At 72.7% G+C, this 17998-nt stretch carries 14 protein-coding genes; 4 read left to right on the top strand and 10 right to left on the bottom strand.

Annotation, left to right across the window (positions count from 1 at the left end; translation table 11 throughout):
• Positions 1-24 precede the first annotated feature (24 nt).
• The 9 genes from OHS70_RS31450 to OHS70_RS31410 form a co-directional block, all read right to left on the bottom strand.
• Positions 25-933, bottom strand: coding sequence for a hypothetical protein (locus OHS70_RS31450; RefSeq protein ID WP_328402999.1), 909 nt, complete (start codon positions 931-933; stop codon positions 25-27).
• A complete protein-coding gene (locus OHS70_RS31445) occupies positions 930-1091 on the bottom strand; it encodes a hypothetical protein (RefSeq protein ID WP_328402997.1) in 162 nt (53 codons plus the stop codon). Before OHS70_RS31445 ends, OHS70_RS31450 begins: the two co-directional genes overlap by 4 nt.
• A complete protein-coding gene (locus tag OHS70_RS31440; RefSeq protein WP_328402995.1) occupies positions 1088-2614 on the bottom strand; it encodes a hypothetical protein in 1527 nt (508 codons plus the stop codon). The genes OHS70_RS31445 and OHS70_RS31440 overlap by 4 nt, the downstream gene beginning before the upstream one ends.
• A gap of 184 nt (positions 2615-2798) precedes the next feature.
• Positions 2799-6449, bottom strand: a complete 3651-nt coding sequence (locus tag OHS70_RS31435; RefSeq protein ID WP_328402992.1) for a hydantoinase B/oxoprolinase family protein — start codon at positions 6447-6449, stop codon at positions 2799-2801.
• Positions 6446-7306 carry an SGNH/GDSL hydrolase family protein gene (locus OHS70_RS31430; protein ID WP_328406048.1) on the bottom strand — a complete coding sequence of 287 codons (861 nt, stop codon included), beginning with the start codon at positions 7304-7306 and terminating at the stop codon, positions 6446-6448. The genes OHS70_RS31435 and OHS70_RS31430 overlap by 4 nt, the downstream gene beginning before the upstream one ends.
• Before the next feature lie 821 nt (positions 7307-8127).
• Entirely contained in the window at positions 8128-9315 is a 1188-nt protein-coding gene (locus OHS70_RS31425; protein WP_328402990.1) for a glycosyltransferase, read from the bottom strand.
• On the bottom strand, positions 9312-10436 hold the full coding sequence (locus OHS70_RS31420) for a glycosyltransferase family 4 protein (RefSeq protein ID WP_328402988.1): 1125 nt from the start codon (positions 10434-10436) through the stop codon (positions 9312-9314). Before OHS70_RS31420 ends, OHS70_RS31425 begins: the two co-directional genes overlap by 4 nt.
• Positions 10437-10576: 140 nt before the next feature.
• Positions 10577-11995 carry a HEAT repeat domain-containing protein gene (locus OHS70_RS31415; protein ID WP_328402985.1) on the bottom strand — a complete coding sequence of 473 codons (1419 nt, stop codon included), beginning with the start codon at positions 11993-11995 and terminating at the stop codon, positions 10577-10579.
• 307 nt (positions 11996-12302) lie between these two features.
• Positions 12303-12695, bottom strand: a complete 393-nt coding sequence (locus tag OHS70_RS31410; protein ID WP_328402983.1) for an ankyrin repeat domain-containing protein — start codon at positions 12693-12695, stop codon at positions 12303-12305.
• Positions 12696-13003: 308 nt separating this feature from the next.
• Here OHS70_RS31410 and OHS70_RS31405 point away from each other — a divergent pair, with 308 nt between their 5' ends.
• Both OHS70_RS31405 and OHS70_RS31400 read left to right on the top strand, forming a co-directional pair.
• Positions 13004-13198 (top strand): hypothetical protein, encoded by a 195-nt coding sequence (locus OHS70_RS31405; RefSeq protein ID WP_328402981.1) that lies wholly within the window; start codon positions 13004-13006, stop codon positions 13196-13198.
• A gap of 41 nt (positions 13199-13239) precedes the next feature.
• Complete coding sequence (locus OHS70_RS31400) at positions 13240-14865, top strand: ATP-binding protein (protein ID WP_328402979.1); 1626 nt, start codon at positions 13240-13242, stop codon at positions 14863-14865.
• A gap of 100 nt (positions 14866-14965) precedes the next feature.
• Here the strand turns inward: OHS70_RS31400 and OHS70_RS31395 are convergent, their stop codons facing one another.
• Positions 14966-16465 (bottom strand): SCO1417 family MocR-like transcription factor, encoded by a 1500-nt coding sequence (locus OHS70_RS31395; RefSeq protein WP_328402977.1) that lies wholly within the window; start codon positions 16463-16465, stop codon positions 14966-14968.
• A gap of 102 nt (positions 16466-16567) precedes the next feature.
• Here OHS70_RS31395 and yczE point away from each other — a divergent pair, with 102 nt between their 5' ends.
• Positions 16568-17215 carry a membrane protein YczE gene (yczE, locus tag OHS70_RS31390; RefSeq protein ID WP_443062681.1) on the top strand — a complete coding sequence of 216 codons (648 nt, stop codon included), beginning with the start codon at positions 16568-16570 and terminating at the stop codon, positions 17213-17215.
• The gene (locus tag OHS70_RS31385) at positions 17212-17976 is read left to right on the top strand and encodes a glycerophosphodiester phosphodiesterase family protein (protein ID WP_328402972.1); all 765 of its coding nucleotides are present in this window, start codon (positions 17212-17214) and stop codon (positions 17974-17976) included. The genes yczE and OHS70_RS31385 overlap by 4 nt, the downstream gene beginning before the upstream one ends.
• Positions 17977-17998 lie beyond the last annotated feature (22 nt).

Raw genomic sequence — 17998 nt, 5'->3', positions numbered from 1 at the left:
GGACTCTCAGTCGTCGTCTGGCGGTTACGCGTGGAAGGGCAGGCCGGCGTCGGCGGCCAGCTCCAGGTCGTCGCCCTCGGGCGGCGGCACGAGGGAGGCGCTGCCGTCGCTGACCGGTACGACACCGAGCTCCAGCAGTTCGGCCATGGCCGCGCTGCCCGCCATGTCTCGCACCTGCAGCTGGTAGCGGGCCGTCGTGCGGTAGGCGCCGCCGGCGTCGTCTCCGGTGCGCTGCAGGAATCCGGAGTCGGTCAGGAAGGCGACGGCCTTGCCCACGATGCCGGTGGTGGATCCGGCGAGACGGCGGGCGTCCTTGGTGGCGCCGGTTGCGCTGCGGCGGGCGTAGATACGCCAGGCGGCCTCGAGGCCGGGGGCGTCGGTGGCCGGGTCGGTGTTCTCGCCGTGCTCGTCGGCGCGCTCCTCGAGGCGCCGGCAGGCCTGGCGTACGAAGGAGTCGACGCCGTTGACGGTGATCCGGCCGATGTAGCCGTCGTCGGCGAGGTCCTCGGGGCGGGGGAACGCCAGGGCGGCGACCGCCAGATGGGCGAGGCCGTGCAGAAAGCGGTCCGCGGAGTCGGCGGCGGCGCGACGCGCGTAGTCCCCCATGCGGACGGCGAAGACCGAGTCCTCGCCCGCGGTCACGGCCATGCCCGCGCGGGGCGAGACCTCGAGGACCACGAGACCGAGGCCGGTGGCGACGGCGTCGGCGAGGCGGGCGAACGCGGTGTCCTCCCGGTAGCGGCGCAGCAGTTCGGCGTACTCGACGTCACGGGCGGGGAGCAGCTTGGGCTGGAGCCCGAAGGAGACGAGGCGCGCGGCGTCGGCGGCGTCGGCGGGGGTGACGCCCCCGGACGCCGAGATCGGTCCGGCCGGGGGCCCCTGCGGGGCGACGGGCTCGCTCAACGCGGCGGCGTGTTCGTGCAGGTCGCTCACGAAGGGGACTCCTCGGTGTGGTGGTGCCGTCGTACGGGGTGGACGGGTGCGCCTGTGGCGGGCGGGGCCCCGTCCCTTCCCGCGGTGTCGATGGACGGCTGCGCCGTCTCCCGCTCGGACCTGGGCGCGCCGGCGCGGACCCCGGGCTCGGTACTCACGCCGCCTCCGTGCGGTCGGCCGCCATGCCCGCAGCGTCCAGCAGCGCGGTACCCACGATCAGGTCGGCGCCGCCGAACTCGGGGTCGTCGAGCTCGGTGCCGTCGTCGACGGCGAACAGCAGGCGCTGTTCGCCCTGACGGTAGGCGGTGCCGACCGGCGGACTCGCCGCGTGGACGGCGAGCAGGGCGACCAGATAGGGCAGATCGGGGTCGCGACGGCGCGCCTCGGCGAGCAGGCCGGAGAGCCGGCGGGGGGCGTCGTGCTCCAGGTCGAGCAGCTGCATGGCGCTCGCCAGCTGCTCCTCGCTGAAGCGGCTGTCGTCGGGGGTGGCGATCAGGTCCGGCTCCGGCATCTCCGCGCCCAGGTGCTCGCGTTCCACGGGCGGGGTGAGCAGCAGGTCGACGAGATCGCCGACCCGGACCGAGGCCGGTGTACGCAGCCCGGTGCCGCGCGCGAAGAACGCGTCGGTGACGCGGATCGCCGACTCCACCGGCAGCGGCAGCAGCGGAGCCACCAGCTGGCCGTAGAGATCGAGACCGGTACGCGTGGTTGGCCGGGCGAAGGCCTGACGGTCCTGCTCGGCGCGGAACAGCGGGCCGGCCTCCAGCAGCCGGGACTGGAGCTGGGTGTGGCGGCGGATGCAGTCCTTGACTATGTCGACGAGCTCGGCGGCACGCCGCTTGTGCTCGGGGTCCTCGGCCTCGTCGCGTGCCTTGCGGATGTTGGTGAGGATCGCGTTCTCGTGGCGGTAGCGGTCGGCGACGTGGTCGAGCGCCTCGGCGATCATGTCGGGTACGGCATTGAGCCAGTCCACGGCGCGCACATTGCGCCGGGTGGCCTCCAGTGTCCTGCGCAGGATCTGCGAGTACTGCACGGTGCGGTAGCGCGCCTGCTCCGCGGCGAGCTGGGCGTCGGCGAGGCGGCCCCGGCTGATGAGGACCTCCAGCTTCACCTCGGCCGCGATCTGCGCGCTGGTGACATCCGTGTCCAGCGCCCCCACCAGGACGTTGACCGCTTCGTCGGTGGTGCGCAGATAGACACTGCCGCCGTAGCCGGGGACCTCTTCGATCAGCTTGAAGTCGTAGTCACGGCGCGTGTAGACGCCGTCGGCCCCGAACGTGCCGTACACGGCGCGGAATCCGCGGTCCACACTGCCGACGTTGATCAGGTTCTCCAGCACCCAGCGGGCGACCCGCTCGTGCTCGGCGACGGGCCGCTGCGGAGCCTGGGCCGCAACGCGCGGCAGGAGGCGCGCCACTATCTGGTCATGGTCGGCCCCGGTGTCGAAGTCCATGTTCAGTGTGACGAGATCGATGGCGGCCAGGGCGATCTCGGCCATCGCGTAGATCGAGTACTCCCCCGCGAGGTTCGCCTTGCGCACGTCGAGGTCGTGCAGCGGCGCGGTGCACGCGAGCGCACGGAGCCGCCGCGCGAGCCCTTCGTCGGCGGCCGGGCCCTGCGCGGGCCGCGGCCCCGCGCTGAGCTGGGGCGGAACGAAGTCCGTCGAGGCAGGCGAAGTCACGGTGCACAGATTAGGTCCTCGCACTGACAACGGTCGAAACGGCGCGATCCGCCCCGGCAGGCGGTGCGCGGTGTACGGGGCGCCCGTCCCGGGCCTGGCGCGAGGGGTACCCGTCGCGGGCCTGACGCGTCGGTGAGCGCGTGCCCATGAGCCCCCGCTCGGAACTGGCGGCGCTTACGGCGCGTTACGGCGCGGACACGACCTCTGCGCGTCCCTCGCCCGCGGCGCTCTTCCCGGGCGGCACGCCGTACCCGCCGCCTCCCGGCGTGCTCATGACCAGGACGTCGCCGGGCCCGACGTCCACGGCGTCGACGCCGCCGAGCCGGGACACGGTCCCGTCGGCGCGCTCCACATGGTTCTCGCCGAGCTCCCCGGGTGCCCCGCCGGCCATGCCGTACGGCGGGACGCGGCGATGCCCGGTCAGCAGCGCGGCCGTCATGGGCTCGAGGAAGCGGATCCTGCGGACGACTCCGCACCCGCCGCGATGACGTCCGTCGCCGCCGCTGCCCGTGCGTACGGCGAAGGAGTCCACGCGGACCGGATAGCGCCATTCCAGGACCTCGGGATCGGTCAGCCTGGAGTTGGTCATATGGGTCTGCACGGCATCGGCCCCGTCGAAGTCCTCGCCCGCTCCCGCTCCGCTCGCCACCGTCTCGTAGTACTGGACCCGCTCGTTGCCGAAGGTCAGGTTGTTCATCGTGCCCGAGCCCTCCGCCTGTACGCCGAGGGCCGCGTACAGCGCGCCGGTGACGGCCTGCGAGGTCTCCACATTGCCCGCGACGGTGGCGGCAGGATGGACGGGAGCGAGCATCGAACCGTCCGGCACGCGCACCTCCAGGGGTTCCAGACAGCCGCTGTTGAGCGGGATGTCGTCGGCGACCAGGGTGCGGAAGACGTACAGCACGGCGGCCATGACCACCGACTTCGGGGCGTTGAAGTTGCCGGGCTGCTGCGGCGATGTGCCGGTGAAGTCGATCACGGCGCTGCGGTGTTCGCGATCCACACGCAGCGCGACCTGGATGACGGCGCCGCCGTCGGTCTCGTAGCGGTACGAGCCGTCACCGAGCCCGGCGATGATGCGGCGCACCGACTCCTCGGCGTTGTCGCGGACGTGCCGCATGTAGGCCTGCACGACATCGTGTCCGAACTGGTCCACCATGCGCCGCAGTTCGGCGATGCCCTTCTCGTTGGCCGCGATCTGGGCGCGCAGGTCGGCGAGGTTGGTGTCCGGCGCACGCGACGGATAAGGAGCGCCCGTGAGCAGTGCGCGGGTCTCCGTCTCGCGCAGCCGCCCGTCCCGTACGAGAAGCCAGTTGTCGAAGAGCACGCCCTCCTCGTCGATGGTGCGGCTGAAGGCGGGCATGGAGCCGGGCGTGATGCCGCCGATCTCGGCGTGATGGCCGCGCGAGGCCACGAGGAAGCGAAGCTCCTCGCCCTCGAACACGGGCGTCACCACGGTCACATCGGGCAGATGCGTGCCACCGTGGTAGGGGTCGTTGATCGCGTAGACATCGCCCGGTCGCATCTGTCCTTCGTTGCGTCGCAGCACCTCCTTGATGGACTCGCCCATCGAACCGAGGTGCACGGGGATATGGGGTGCGTTGGCGATCAGGTTGCCGTCGGCGTCGAACAGGGCGCAGGAGAAGTCGAGACGTTCCTTGATGTTGACGGAGTGGGCGGTGTTCTCGAGACGGACGCCCATCTGCTCGGCGATGGCCATGAAGAGGTTGTTGAAGACCTCGAGGAGCACGGGGTCGACATCGGTGCCGGCGGCAGCCCTGCCGGGGCGGGGCCGGACGCGCGTGAGCAGCAGATGGCCGCCGTCGCCCGCCGCTGCCTGCCAGCCGGGGTCGACGACGGTCGTGGCATCGGCCTCGGCGACGATCGCCGGCCCTTGGAGCACGTCGCCGGGCCGCAGGTCGGTGCGGCCGTACAGCGGAATCTCGCGGCGCCCCCCGTCGACGAACATCCCGACGCGGTCGCGCGGGGCGACGTTCGCGGAGTCCCTGTCTCCTGCGGCCGCTTCCACCACGGTCTCACCGTGTTCGCCGGCCGCACCGATCGCTTCGACGGAGACCGCCTCGACCACGAGCGGCTTGTCCATGGTGAAGGCGTAGCGCGCGCGGTGCGCCGACTCGAAGGCGTCCTTCATGGCGGCGGCGGTGTCCAGCGGGACGGGCAGGCTCGCGTCCGTACCGGCGTAACGCAGCAGGACGCGGGCGCGGGTGCTGATCGCGGATTCGGGGATGTCGTCGGCACGCAGTTCGGTGCGGGTCCGGTCGGCCAGCTCGTCGCACAGGGCCCGGACATGGTCCACGGACCGTTCGTCAAGTTCCGCCTCCACGGACTGTTCGCGCATCGCGGTCGCATCGGCCAGTCCGATGCCGTACGCGGAGAGCACCCCGGCGAGCGGCGGCACGATCACCGTGTTGACGCCGAGCGCGTCGGCCACCGCGCACGCGTGCTGGCCGCCGGCCCCGCCGAAGGACGTGAGGGCGTAGCGGGTGATGTCGTGCCCCCGCTGCACCGAGATCTTCTTCACGGCGTTCGCCATGTTGAGGACGGCGATCTCGAGGAATCCTGCGGCGACCTCCTCGGGGGTGCGCTCTGTGCCGGTCTCCTCGCGAACCCGCGCGGCGAGCTCGGTGAAGCGCTCGCGCACGATGTCGGCGTCCAGCGGCCGGTCGCCGGCCGGACCGAAGACCGCCGGGAAGTGGGCGCCTTGGACCCGGCCGAGCATCACATTGGCGTCGGTGACGGTGAGCGGTCCGCCGCGCCGGTAGCAGGCCGGTCCGGGCACGGCGCCCGCCGAGTCGGGGCCCACCCGGTAGCGGCGGCCGTCGAAATGCAGCACGGAACCTCCGCCCGCGGCCACGGTGTGGATGTTCATCATGGGCGCACGCATCCGGACCCCGGCGACCTGAGTGCCGAGCTCACGCTCGAACTCGCCCGCGTAGTGCGAGACATCGGTGGATGTGCCGCCCATGTCGAAGCCGATGACCTGGCCGAACCCGGCCTGTTCCGAGGTGCGTGCCATCCCGACGACGCCGCCGGCCGGGCCGGAGAGCACTGCGTCCTTGCCGCGGAAGTGGGCGGCTTCGCGCAGCCCGCCGTTGGACTGCATGAACATCAGCCGGATGCCCTCGAGTTCGGCCGCGACCTCGTCGACGTACCGGCGCAGGATCGGCGAGAGATAGGCGTCGACGACGGTGGTGTCCCCGCGCGGCACCAGCTTGATCAGCGGGCTGACCTCGTGCGAACAGCTGACCTGGGTGAAGCCGAGTTCCCTGGCCGCGGCGGCGATGCGCCGCTCGTGGTCGGGGTGGCGGTAGCCGTGCATGAGGACGACGGCGGCGCTCGTGATGCCGTCGTCGCGGGCCGTCCTCAGCTGTTCGGTGACGGCCTCGAGGTCGAGCGGACGGACGGTGTCGCCGCGGGCGTCGGTGCGTTCGGGGACCTCGACGACCCGGTCGTACACCGCTTCGGGCAGCAGGATGCGGCGGTCGAAGATGCGCGGGCGGTTCTGGTACGCGATGCGCAGCGCGTCCCGGAACCCCTCGGTGATGACGAGTACCGTCGGCTCACCGCGCCGCTCCAGCAAGGCGTTGGTGGCAACGGTGGTGCCCATCTTGACGCAGGCGACGCTGTCCGCCGGGACGGGCCGGCCCTCGGGTGTGCCGAGCAGCAGCCTGATGCCGGCGACGGCAGCGTCGTGGTAGCGCTCGGGGTTGTGCGACAGGAGTTTGCGGGTCACGAGCCGGCCGTCGGGGCGTCGGCCCACGATGTCGGTGAAGGTCCCGCCACGGTCGATCCAGAACTCCCAGCGCCCGCTCATTCCCCCATTCTGGCAACGGGCACGTCCCTTGACACGGCGGCGAGCGCGGAGGAGAGGGCGAGCTCTGCGCTGCGGTCCAGGCGTGCGCTGGTGCCGCGCGCCCAGTGCTGGACCTCGTGTCCGGCGAGTCGCAGCAGCTGCGGCAGCAGATCGGTGCACCGGCGGGCGACCCATGCGGTACCGGCCGTGGCGAGCCACAGCACCGAGGCGGCACGGGTGGGCCTGGGCTGGTCGGGTTCCGTGGCGGGTGCGCTGCCGTGGGCGAGTCCGCGGGCGGCGAGCAGCTCGTGGAACCCCCGGGCGAGCATCCGGTGTCCCCGCTCGCCGGGATGCAGCCGGTCGGCGCTCCACATGGACCGGTCGGCGACCCAGGCGTCGTCGGCGGCGTGCAGATGTACGGCGTCGTAGCGGTCGGACAGGGCGTGGACGACGGCGTTGACCGCCCGCTGCCGGCGGGCCAGCGGCCGGGCGAGCGGGGCGGGCAGCCCGAACATCGCGCCGGGGTCGGGCAGACAGGCGGTGAGCAGGACGGTGCCCTTGGCGGCGAGGGAGGCGCAGACCTCGTCGAGGCGGACGGCGAGGTCCGCGATGTCGAAGGTACGGCGCAGCGTGTCGTTGACGCCGACGACGACGGAGGCGACATCGGGCGCGAAGGCGAGCGCCTGCGGCGCCTGCGATGCGGCCACGTCCTTGGTGAGGGCACCGCTGACGGCGAGATTGCGGAACACGGCGGGCTCGGTCGGACTCCCCATGCCGGCGGCGAGCAGGGCGGCCCACCCCCGCCAGCCGCCCTTGACGGGGTCGCCGACGCCTTCGGTGAGCGAATCGCCGAGCGCGACGAACCGCGGGAGGCGCAGCGCGGGCACGATGCGTGCGGCGCCGCGCCCAGGCACGGCGGGCTCCTCCCGCCGCACCGATGCCGTACCGGCCGTGCCCGGGCCCGGAACACCGGACACGGCCTCTGTGGCATGAGCACTCCCGCCGGAGGACACCCCCACAGGCGCTACAGGCACCGCTAGGCCGGCGCTGCCGCCCGAGGACGCCGCACCCGCAGCGCCGGCCCCGGGCACCATCTCGACGGCATGACCGCTCCCGTCGCGGGACACGACGACAGGCACCGCAGCACCACCGTCCGCAGACCCCACCGACCCACCCGCCGGACCCGCAGACCCGTCCCCGGACAGCACTTCGGCTGCCTGACCGCTCCCGTCGGAGGACAGCACCACAGGCACCGGTCCGGCAGTGTGATGCGTTCCGTCAGGGAACGCGGCGACAGGCGCCGCATCGCCGCCGCCCGCGCCACGCGGCGCACCCCCGGCCGTCCCCGCGGGGACGCCGGCGGAGGCAGCGCCGGGCCAGGGCGACGACACGGCCGCACCCCGTGCTTCGGCGCTGATGCACGGCTCGTCGCCCGTAGGGGACACCGCGTCCTCGACGGTTCCGGCAGGGGTCGCTGCCCCGTCGAGCGGTGCGGTGCCGGCCGCGCCGATGTGCTGCGCCCGCCGGGCAGCTGGAACGCCGTCGGGCCGGGCCGGGGCAGCTCGGCCCGGCAACCGCCTGCCGCTTGTCGCGGCGTGCCCGTCCCTGACGTGTCCGGCCGTCGCTCCCGGCGCTCCGTCGGCATGGCCCGACTGCCGGGGTACCGGGTGGACGGCCTCCTCCGGCGATGCCGCGCCGGTCACCTTCCGGCCTCAGTGGCGTTGGCGCCCTCGTGGACAGGGGTGGCGTCATGGGCCGGGACGGCGTCGTGGGCCCTGAGGAAGGCCGCGACGGAACGGTGCCAGTCGAAGAGCTCTGCCCGCGCGCGGGCCGCCTCACGGCGGGTGCCTTCCGGGCGCGCCAGAAGATCCTGGACCGCCGTGGCGAAGTCCTCGCCCGTGTCCGCCGCAGCCGCGCCCGCATCTCCCACGACCTCCGGGAGTGCGGAGGATGCACTCGCGACGACCGGGGTGCCGCAGGCCAGAGCCTCAAGGGCGGACAGGCCAAACGTTTCGGCCGGGCCCGGGGCCAGGCACAGGTCCGCCGCCGCCTGGAGGTCGGCGACCCTCTCGCGGTCCGCGACATGTCCGAGGAACTCGACCGGCAGCCGCTCCGTCTTCGCCCTGCGTATCAGCGAGCCCTTCAGGGGCCCGTCACCCGCGACGACCAGGGCCGCCCGCACACCTCGCTCGCGCAGCGCGGCGAGCGCGTCAAGGGCGGTGCCGGGCCGCTTCTCGACCGACAGCCGGGAGCAGAGCAGCAGGAGCACGTCGGCCCCTGCCGCGTGCCGCGCACGCAGCGCGGTGCTGCGCCGGCCGGGCCGGCAGCGCTCCAGGTCGACCCCGAGCGGCGCCCGCACGACGTTGCGCGCCCCGATCCGTACGAACTCGCGCTCCGCCCATTCCGTTGTGCACACGATGCGCGAATACGCCCATGCGCTGCGCCGGTTGAGCCGGTCCGCGGCCCTCGCCGCGGCCGGCTCGGACAGCCCCCAGGTGCGCAGCACGCCGTCGGCGGTCTCGTGCGACACCATGACCGAGGGGATCCGGCGGCGACGCGCCCATTCGCCGGTCCACCGAAGGGTGGTGCGGTCGGAGACCTCGAGCCGGTCGGGGGCGAGCTCCTCCAGCAGGTGACGCAGGCGCCGCCGGCCGGCGAGCACCCGGTAGCCGCCGGTGCCGGGCAGTTCGGGCCCCGGCAGGGTGATGATCCGCCCCTGGAAGGTCATGCGGTCGCTCTCGGTCTCCCCCGGCACGACGAGCACGGGCTCGTGACCGGCCGCCAGATAGCCGCGGCCGAGCTCACCGAGCGCGGTGCGCAGCCCGCCGGAGGAAGGGGTGACGAAGTTCGCCAGCCGGACGATACGGAGCCCGTTCCCGCCGCTCATGCCGCCACCGCCGTGCGCGCGCCGAGCACATCGGCGTAGTGGTCGAGCAGCATGTCCCCGACGGCGGCCCAGGTGCGGCCTTCCACGGCAAGGCGCCCGGCCTGTCCGTAGGCCTCCCGCAGCGCCGGGGCGGCCGCGAGGTGCGCGACGGCGGACGTGACCGAGTCCACGTCGTGCGGCCGCACCAGCAGCCCGGTGCGGCCGTGGTCGACGAGGTCGAGCGGGCCGCCGGCCGCGGGTGCGATCACCGGTACCCCGCTCGCCATGGCCTCCTGGACGGTCTGGCAGAAGGTCTCGTACGGGCCGGTGTGCGCGAACACGTCCAGCGAGGCGAAGATCCGGGCGAGGTCGTCGCCGGTGCGGCGCCCGAGGAAGACCGCGCCGGGCAGGGCGCTGCGCAGGGACGGCTCGCTCGGCCCGTCGCCGACGACCACGACCCGTACACCGGGCAGTGAGCACACTCCGGCCAGGTTCTCGACCTGCTTCTCGGGGGCGAGCCGGCCGACGTAGCCGACGATCAGCTCACCGTCCGGCGCGAGTTCGCGGCGCAGCGCCTCGTCGCGCAGCTCGGGCCTGAAACGCGTGGTCTCCACGCCGCGCGGCCACAGCCGGACCCGTTCGACCCGGTGCTCCTCCAGGTCGCGCAGCGCGGCGGAGGAGGGTGCGAGCGTGCGGTCGGCGGCGCCGTGCACGGCTCGGATCCGGCGCCACGCGGCGCCTTCTCCGGCGCCGACGTAGGTGCGGGCGTAGCCGGCCAGATCCGTCTGGTAGACGGCGACGGCCGGCAGGCCGAGCTTGGCGGCGGCGGCCATCCCGCGCACCCCCAGGACGAAGGGGCTGGCGAGGTGGACGATGTCGGCCCGGTGGGCGGTGATCGCGGCGGCCACCCTGCGGCTGGGCAGGGCCACCCGTACTTGGGGATAGCCAGGAAGGGGAAGGGAGGGAATCCGCACCACCGGGCAGGGTGCGCCCGGGTCGGCGGCGTCGGCCCCGGCCGCTGCCGGGGCTATGACGAGCGGTTCATGACCGCGTGCGGCGAGATGCCGCGCGGTCTGCAGGGCGCAGTGCGCCACACCATTGACGTCTGGCGGAAAGGACTCGGTGACGATGACGACACGCATACTCGTGTTGTCCTCGGGCCCGGGGTGGCTGGCCCAACGTGGATCTTTCCGGACGGGGAACGTCCCATGAGCGTTTGTGGGCGGCGGCCTGCCCACGCGTCAGATGATCAGGCCGCCGTCACGCCGTCCACACGCGGGGATCACATGGCGGTCATGTCCGGGCCGATTCTGCTCCGCACGGCCGTCTGTACCTCGGCCTCTTCGGCGGGGTCCGCGGCCAGTCGCCGCAATCGCTCGGCCACGCGCACATCACCGGTCTCGGCGTGCAGCGCGGCGACTTCCCTGGTGGTCTCCTCGCAGTCCCACAGGCATTCGACGGCGAAGCCGGTGGCGAAGGAGGCGTCGGTGGCGGCCAGCGCCCGGGCCGCGCGTCCGCGCAGCTGCGAGGAGGCGGTCTCCCGGTACACATGGCGCAGTACGGGTGCGGCGCAGGCGATGCCGAGGCGTCCGGCGCCGTCGACGAGGGAATTCAGCAGGGGCGCGTCGGGCCCGTCGGCGCGTACGGTCTCGCGCAGCGCGCCGAGAACGAGCGCCGCGTCACTCGCGCCGCCGCGGCAGGCCAGCACTCCGGCGGCGGACGCTCCGAGGGCGTCCGGGCGGTGCACCCAGCCACGGGCACGGTCGACGGCTTCCTCGCCGCACATCCGCTCGAACGCGGCCACGGCGGCTTCGGCGACGGTACTCGACGCGGTACTCGCGGCGGCCTCGATCAGATCCAGGACGACGGGATCGCGTGACTCGGCGAGAAAGTGCAGGGCGGCACAGCGAGCGCCCTCCGGGCCGCTGAGGGCGGCTTCGAGGATGGCGGGCCGGTCCTCGGGACCGGCCACGGCCGACAGGCAGCGGGCGGCCGGCACATGGAGCACGCTGCCGCGCTCGAGGCCCTGCTGCGCCCACTCGAAGACGGCCTCGACGCTCCAGCCGGGGCGGGGGCCGGACGGCCGCATCTGCCGCTGCCACCGGTCGAAGGAGCCCGTTTCCCGGGCGGCGCGGATGCGCGCACCGATGGTCTCGCGGGGGTCCTCGGCCCACAGCCGCCACGGCCGGGGCTCGAAGGCGTCGCGTACGGCGGAGGCCAGTTCGGCGTCGCCCTCGGGCGTGGCGGGGAATCTGGCGAGGATCGGGGCGGCGAGCTCGCGCAGGCCTGCGTCGTTGTCGCGCAGGGCGAGCTCGTCGAGTGCCCAGGCCCAGTTGGCGCCGCTCGCGGCGTAGCGCCGCAGCAGGGCCAGCGCGTCACCGCGGCCGTAGGAGGCGAGGTGTCCGAGCACCGCGAGCGCGAGACCGGTCCTGGCCTCGTCGGTATCGAGGTGGTCGTCGACGTCGTTCAGGTGCCGCTCGATCTCCTCGAGGGAGCCGTGGAGGTCGAGGTAGAGGCGCGCGTAGTAGAGGGAGCGGTTCTCGACCTGCCAGTCGTGGCGTGGGTCGTTGAGCACGCAGTGGTTGAGGGCTGCGAGAGCTTCCGCCCGCGGCGCCGCGAGTGCGTGCAGAGTGCCGTCGCCGCGGCCCCTCTGCAGCAGGCCGAGCAGGGTGCCGCTCGGCGCTATGACTGGATCGAACATGGAAAGTGCCTCACATCAAGCTGTCGACGCGACCGGGGGATGACATGCCTAGGCCACGCAGCAGCATGTGGGGCCGCCTGTCGTCGTCTGCGTCTTCCGCTTGGTGTGAACCATCTTCCTCTGCCTCTCCTCGGTGGCCCCAGGGGAACTCCCGGCTGACGTCCGGGACAGGGCTCGACGTCATGATGACCCACCCATTTCGCCACCGCGACCACATTTACGACGAGCCATAGGTGGCTGCTCAGCAGCAGGTCACAAGCTGATCAGCACTCGCCGCGCGCGCCGGTGGCGCGCGTTCCGCTTGGGCTCAGCGACCGTCGAACAGCTCCAGCAGGTCGGCCTTCCCGAACATTCGTGCGGTATCCGCCGCGGACGGTGTGCCCGCCTGCGGATCCGCACCGCCGTCCAGCAGAGCGCGGATGACGTCACCCTCCCCCTTGAACACCGCACCGGCCAGCGGGGTTTGGCCGCGATCGTTGGCCCGGTCCGGCTCGGCGCCCCGTGCCAGCAGGGCCTCCACCGTGGCGGCGTGTCCGTGGTAGGCAGCGAGCATGACAAGGGTGTCGCCCCTGTCGTTGGTGAGGTCGGCCGGGACGCCCGCGTCGAGGTACGCGGCGAGTGTCTCGGTCTCCCCCTGCCGCGCGAGGTCGAAGACCTTGGTCGCGAGTTCGATCACTTCGGAGTCCGGGACCTCGCTCATCGTTCGGACCGCCTTTCACGACGTTGACCTGGGACGCGCGGCAAGGGCAGCCGCACGAATGAACCGACAGGGTACTGCCGCCCGACCCGTGCGAGGGGGCCCGTGCGACGAAGGGACCACACCGGGACGGGAGCGCTGCGGACACTGTGCCGCGCCACTGCACCGCGTGCCCGCCGATCAATGACCGGCCGTCCGCCAACGCAGTGAAAACTCAGGATTTTCACCCATTTGCAGCTTTTGTCACATAGATACCACCCGTAAGCATGGAAGAACTCATGGTGTCTGTCCCCTCAACCAGGAGAAAGCTCATGATTCTGTCCATGTCAGGCGTCGTACTGCTCGGCATCATCGTCTTCCTCTTCTTCAGGAAGGACGGCCTCAAGGCGTCGCACGCCACCGTCTCCGCGCTCTTCGGCTTCTTCCTCTCGAGCACCGCGATCGCGCCGAGCATCACGGCAGGCACGACGAGCCTCGCCGGACTGCTGGGCGGGATCAAGTTCTGACAGCCCCGACCCCGTCAGCTCAGCACCTTCAGGAGACAGATGTGGCCCGGCGACCACTCCCCCGCATTCTGAGCAGTGGCAGCGCACAGATCACACGAAGCCGCGAGATCGCGCGCACGGCCGCCGAAAGCGCCACAGACGTGCTCCACCCGCTGATCACGGTCACCCGTGGTCTGCGGAAACTGGCCGTCCTGGCCCGCCACAAGTGGGCCGGCACCCCCAAGGAACGGCGTGGTCCCGCGCTGTTCGCCGTGGCGGCCACTGTCCTCGCGGTCGCGCTCATCCCGTACGGGCCGCTGCTGGCCCTGATCACGGTGATGGGCGCGGCCGCCTGGCAGGGACGCGTACGCACTCCGGTCAGAACGGGCCCGGACAAGGCGGAGGCGGGGCGGCTCCAGGCCGTGTACGAGGCCCTGGTGCCGTACTTCTCGGTTCCCGAGGACCCCGCGCCGCTCTACGGCCACGGCGGTGAGTGGACCAAGGCCTTCAGCGACTTCGAGTTCGACGGCGACGGGCGGATCAGCAGGCTGCGCGTGAAGTACCCCGCGTACTTCACCGACAGCGAGGCCGCCTCCCGGGCCCGGATCGAGCAGCTGCTGCACGCCAAGTCCGGTCGCGGCCGCGAGTACCGCTTCAGCTGGGACGAGGAAGGCAACCAGCTGCTGATGAGCGTGCTGCCCGCGCTGTCCACCTCCATCGCCGCCCAGCGCTTCGTCACCGTGCCCGGCGAGACCGTGCTGGGGTTCACCGACGCCGACGCGGTGCAGCGGACCGTGCCGGTGACCCGCGGCGAGGAGACGGAACTCGCGCCGCCGGTCGTCTGGCGCACCGGGCCCCGCTCCACAGAGCCGCATCTGCTGGTGGTCGGCGAGCCCGGCAGCGGTACCACGACACTGCTCCGCTCGATCGCGCTGCAGGCACTGCAGCACGGAGAGGTGCTGATCGTGGAGGGCAGCGGGACAGGCGAATACGCGTGCCTGACCGGCCGCGCGGGCGTCCTCGCCGTCGAATGCGGTCTCACCGGTGCACTCACCGGCCTGGAGTGGGCGGCGAACGAGACCGAGCGGCGGCTGATCGCGTCGAACCGCGCACGCCAGGCCGGGCACCCCGCTCCCGACGACACCAAGCGTCCGCTGTGGATCCTCATGGACCGGCCCAGCGTGTTCGGACACCTGGCCGCGGCCGACGGCCGCGCCGACCCCCAGGAACTGCTCCAGATCCCCCTGCGGCACGGGCGGGCGGCGCAGGTGACGGTGGTGGTGGCGGAGCAGTTCGACAGCATGGACTGCCTGACCGAGACCGTGCGGACCCACACCCGGGCGCGGGTCGTGCTCGGGCCCGCCGACTTCGACCAGGTCGCCACGGTCCTCGGCGTCCAACCGCGCACGACGCCGACCGCGGACGTACCGCCCGGCCGCGGGTACGCACGGCTCGGCACCGGCCCGGTCCTGCGGCTCCAGGTCCCGGCGACGCCGGACCCGTTCGACGAGGGCTCGAGCGAGGCGCACCGTCAGGCGGTCCTGGCGCTGCTCCCGGAGCACCCTGAGCTTGACCTGCCGGAGCACCCTGAGCTTGACCTGCCGGACCACCCGGAGCTTGAGCTGCCGGACCACCCGGAGCCGACCACGGCGCCCCAGGTCGCCGCACCGGTCCCGGCGGAGGGCTGACCCCGGTGGGGCCGCCGCCCCACCCGGTCGCCGCCGGCTCCGCCAGGCCTGTTCCGTGCGCAATCCCCGGGGCGCCTCGGTCACAGGCGAGCGAGGGCGGTCACGCCACGAACGTGCGCGGTGCCTCCGTGCCGGTCGACGCGCCCGTTTCCACCAGCCGTGCCGCGGCGGCCAGGCGGACCGCCGCCTCCTCGGCGACCGGGCCGCCGACCGTGAAGGGCAGCCGCACATAGCCCTCGAACGCGCCGTCGACGCCGAAGCGCGGCCCCGAGGGGACCCGGACGCCCACCCGCTCGCCGACCTCGGCAAGGCGTGAACCGGACAGCCCGCCCGTACGGACCCAGAGCGTCAGACCTCCGTGGGGGACCTCGAACTCCCACCCCGGGAGCTCCCTGTGCAGCGCGCCGACGAGCGCGTCACGGTTCTCGCGGGCCTGTTCGCGCCGCAGGGAGACGGCTTCCTCCCAGCCTCCCGTGCTCATCAGCCAGTTGACGGCGAGCTGTTCGAGGACGGGCGTGCCGAGGTCGGCGTAGGCACGCGCCGCGACCAGGGAGCGGATCACGTCGGGGGCAGCACGCACCCAGCCGATGCGCATGCCCGCCCAGAACGCCTTGCTGGCGGAGCCGACGGTGAGGACCGTCGAGCCGGCCGGGTCGAAGGCGCAGACGGGACGGGGCATGTCCACATCGAGGTCGAGACGGAGCTCGGACATCGTCTCGTCGACGACGAGGACGGTTCCGGCCGAGCGGGCCGCGTCCACCAGGGCGCGGCGCTGGTCCTCGTCGGCGAGGGCGCCCGTGGGGTTGTGGAAGTCGGCGACGACATAGGCGAGCCGGGGCGCGGCGTCTCGCAGGACCTGGCGCCAGCGGCTCATGTCCCAGCCGGTCAGCCCCTCGGCCATGGCCACGGGCACCAGGCGCGCGCCGGCCTCACGCATCAGCTGAAGGATGTTGGCGTAGGAAGGGGACTCCACCGCGATGCGCTCACCGCGTCCGGCGAACAGATGGCAGATGGCGTCGATCGCGCCCATCGCCCCGGTGGTGACCATGATCTGCTCGGGCATGGTCGGGATGCCGCGCTCGGTGTACCGGTCGGCGAGCATCTGGCGCAGCGCGGGCAGACCGGCCGGGTAGTCACCGTGGGTGTGGGCGTACGGGGGCAGTTCCTCGAGAGCGCCCTGGACGGCTCGGGTCAGCCAGGGCTCGGGCGCGGGCAGCGCGGCACAGCCGAGGTCGATCATGGACCCGAGCGACTCGGGCGGCAGCGGTTCGAGGCCGCGGGCGGGCAGGGGGTTGCCCGCAGGGACGGCGGTCCAGCTGCCCGCCCCTCGGCGGGACTCCAGAAAGCCCTCGGCGCGCAGCGCCTCGTACGCCGCGGCCACGGTCGTACGGCTGACGGACATCGACAGGGCGAGCTCGCGCTCGGCGGGGAGCCGGGCGGCGACCGGCACCCTGCCTTCGAGGACGAGCAGCCGGATGCCGTCGGCGAGCGCCCGGTAGGCGGGCGGCTTGCGGGTGCCGGGTCCGGCGGGGCGCGGCTGCTGCGCGGTGAGCTGCCTGGCGAGCTGGGCTGCGCCCACGGCCGAGGTCCACTGTGACATGAAAGTCAGTCCACCTTCCTCGAATTGGCCATGGTTGCCATTCATTCCGTAGCCACAGAGTGTCATGCATCAGTCCACTACCACCACTCAGGGGGCAACATCGTGTCCGCGCACCTCACCCGCCGACTCGTGCAGCTGTACGGAGGCCTCGCGCTGTACGGAGCGAGTTCGGCGCTTCTCGTACGCGGCGGGCTCGGCCTGGAGCCATGGGGCGTGCTGCATCAGGGGCTGGCGGAGCGGACCGGGCTGACGATCGGGGTGGTGTCGATCATTGTCGGCGCACTGGTGCTCCTGGCATGGATCCCGATCAGGGAGCGGCCGGGTCTCGGCACCATCTCCAATGTGTTCGCGGTCGGCCTGGGGATCGACGCCACCTTGGCACTGGTGCCGGACGTGCACGGGCTCGGGATGCAGATCGCCGTGCTGGCGGCGGGCATCGTGCTGAACGGCGCGGCGACGGGTCTGTACATCTCGGCCCGGTTCGGGGCCGGGCCGCGGGACGGACTGATGACGGGTCTGCACCGGTTCACGGGCCGCTCGATCCGGCTGGTGCGTACCGGCATCGAGGTCGTGGTGGTCGCGGCCGGCTGGGCGCTGGGCGGCACGGTGGGTGTGGGAACCGTGGCATACGCGCTGGCCATCGGGCCGCTCGCGCAACTGTTCCTGCGGCTTTTCGCCATCCCCGGGACGGAGGGCGGCAGCACGGTCGTGGCCGTCGGGTCACCCGAACAGGCGATACTGCGGAAGTGACTCGTGTACGCCACCCCTATCTCGACCACCCGGCCACGCTCGCCTTCGCCCACCGCGGCGGGGCGGCGGACGGCCTGGAGAACACCGCGGCCGCGTTCCGGCGTGCCGCCGATGCCGGTTACCGCTACTTCGAGACCGATGTGCACACCACCGCGGACGGCCGGCTGGTGGCGTTCCACGACGCCACCCTGGACCGGGTCACCGATGCGCGGGGGCACATAGCGGCGCTGCCGTGGAGCGAGGTCCAGCAGGCCAGGGTCGGGGGCACGGAGCCGCTGTCCCTGTTCGAGGAACTGCTGGAGGAGTTCCCGGAGGCTCGCTGGAACGTGGACCTCAAGGTCGAGTCCGCGCTGGTTCCGCTCGTCGATCTGATACGCCGCACCGACGCCTGGGACCGGGTGTGCGTCGGCTCGTTCTCGGAGAGCCGCGTCACCCGGGCGATGCGGCTCGCGGGCCCGCGGCTGGCCACCTCCTACGGGGTGCGCGGCGTGCTCGCGCTGCGGCTGCGCTCGTACGGGATCCCGGCGGCGCTGCGCAGCGGCGCGGTGTGCGCCCAGGTGCCGGAGACACAGAGCGGCATCCGCGTGGTGGACCGGCGGTTCGTACGGGCGGCCCACGAGAGGGGCCTCCAGGTCCATGTCTGGACGGTCAACGAAGCCGATCGAATGGCCGCGCTCCTGGACCTTGGCGTCGATGGCATCATGACCGATCATCTGGAGACACTGCGCACGGTACTTTCCGACCGGGGAGTGTGGGTCTGACCCCGAACGCGCCTGCAACGGG

The sequence above is a fragment of the Streptomyces sp. NBC_00390 genome, assembly GCF_036057275.1.
Taxonomy (GTDB): Bacteria; Actinomycetota; Actinomycetes; order Streptomycetales; family Streptomycetaceae; genus Streptomyces.
This window is presented reverse-complemented; position numbering and strand designations above follow the sequence as displayed.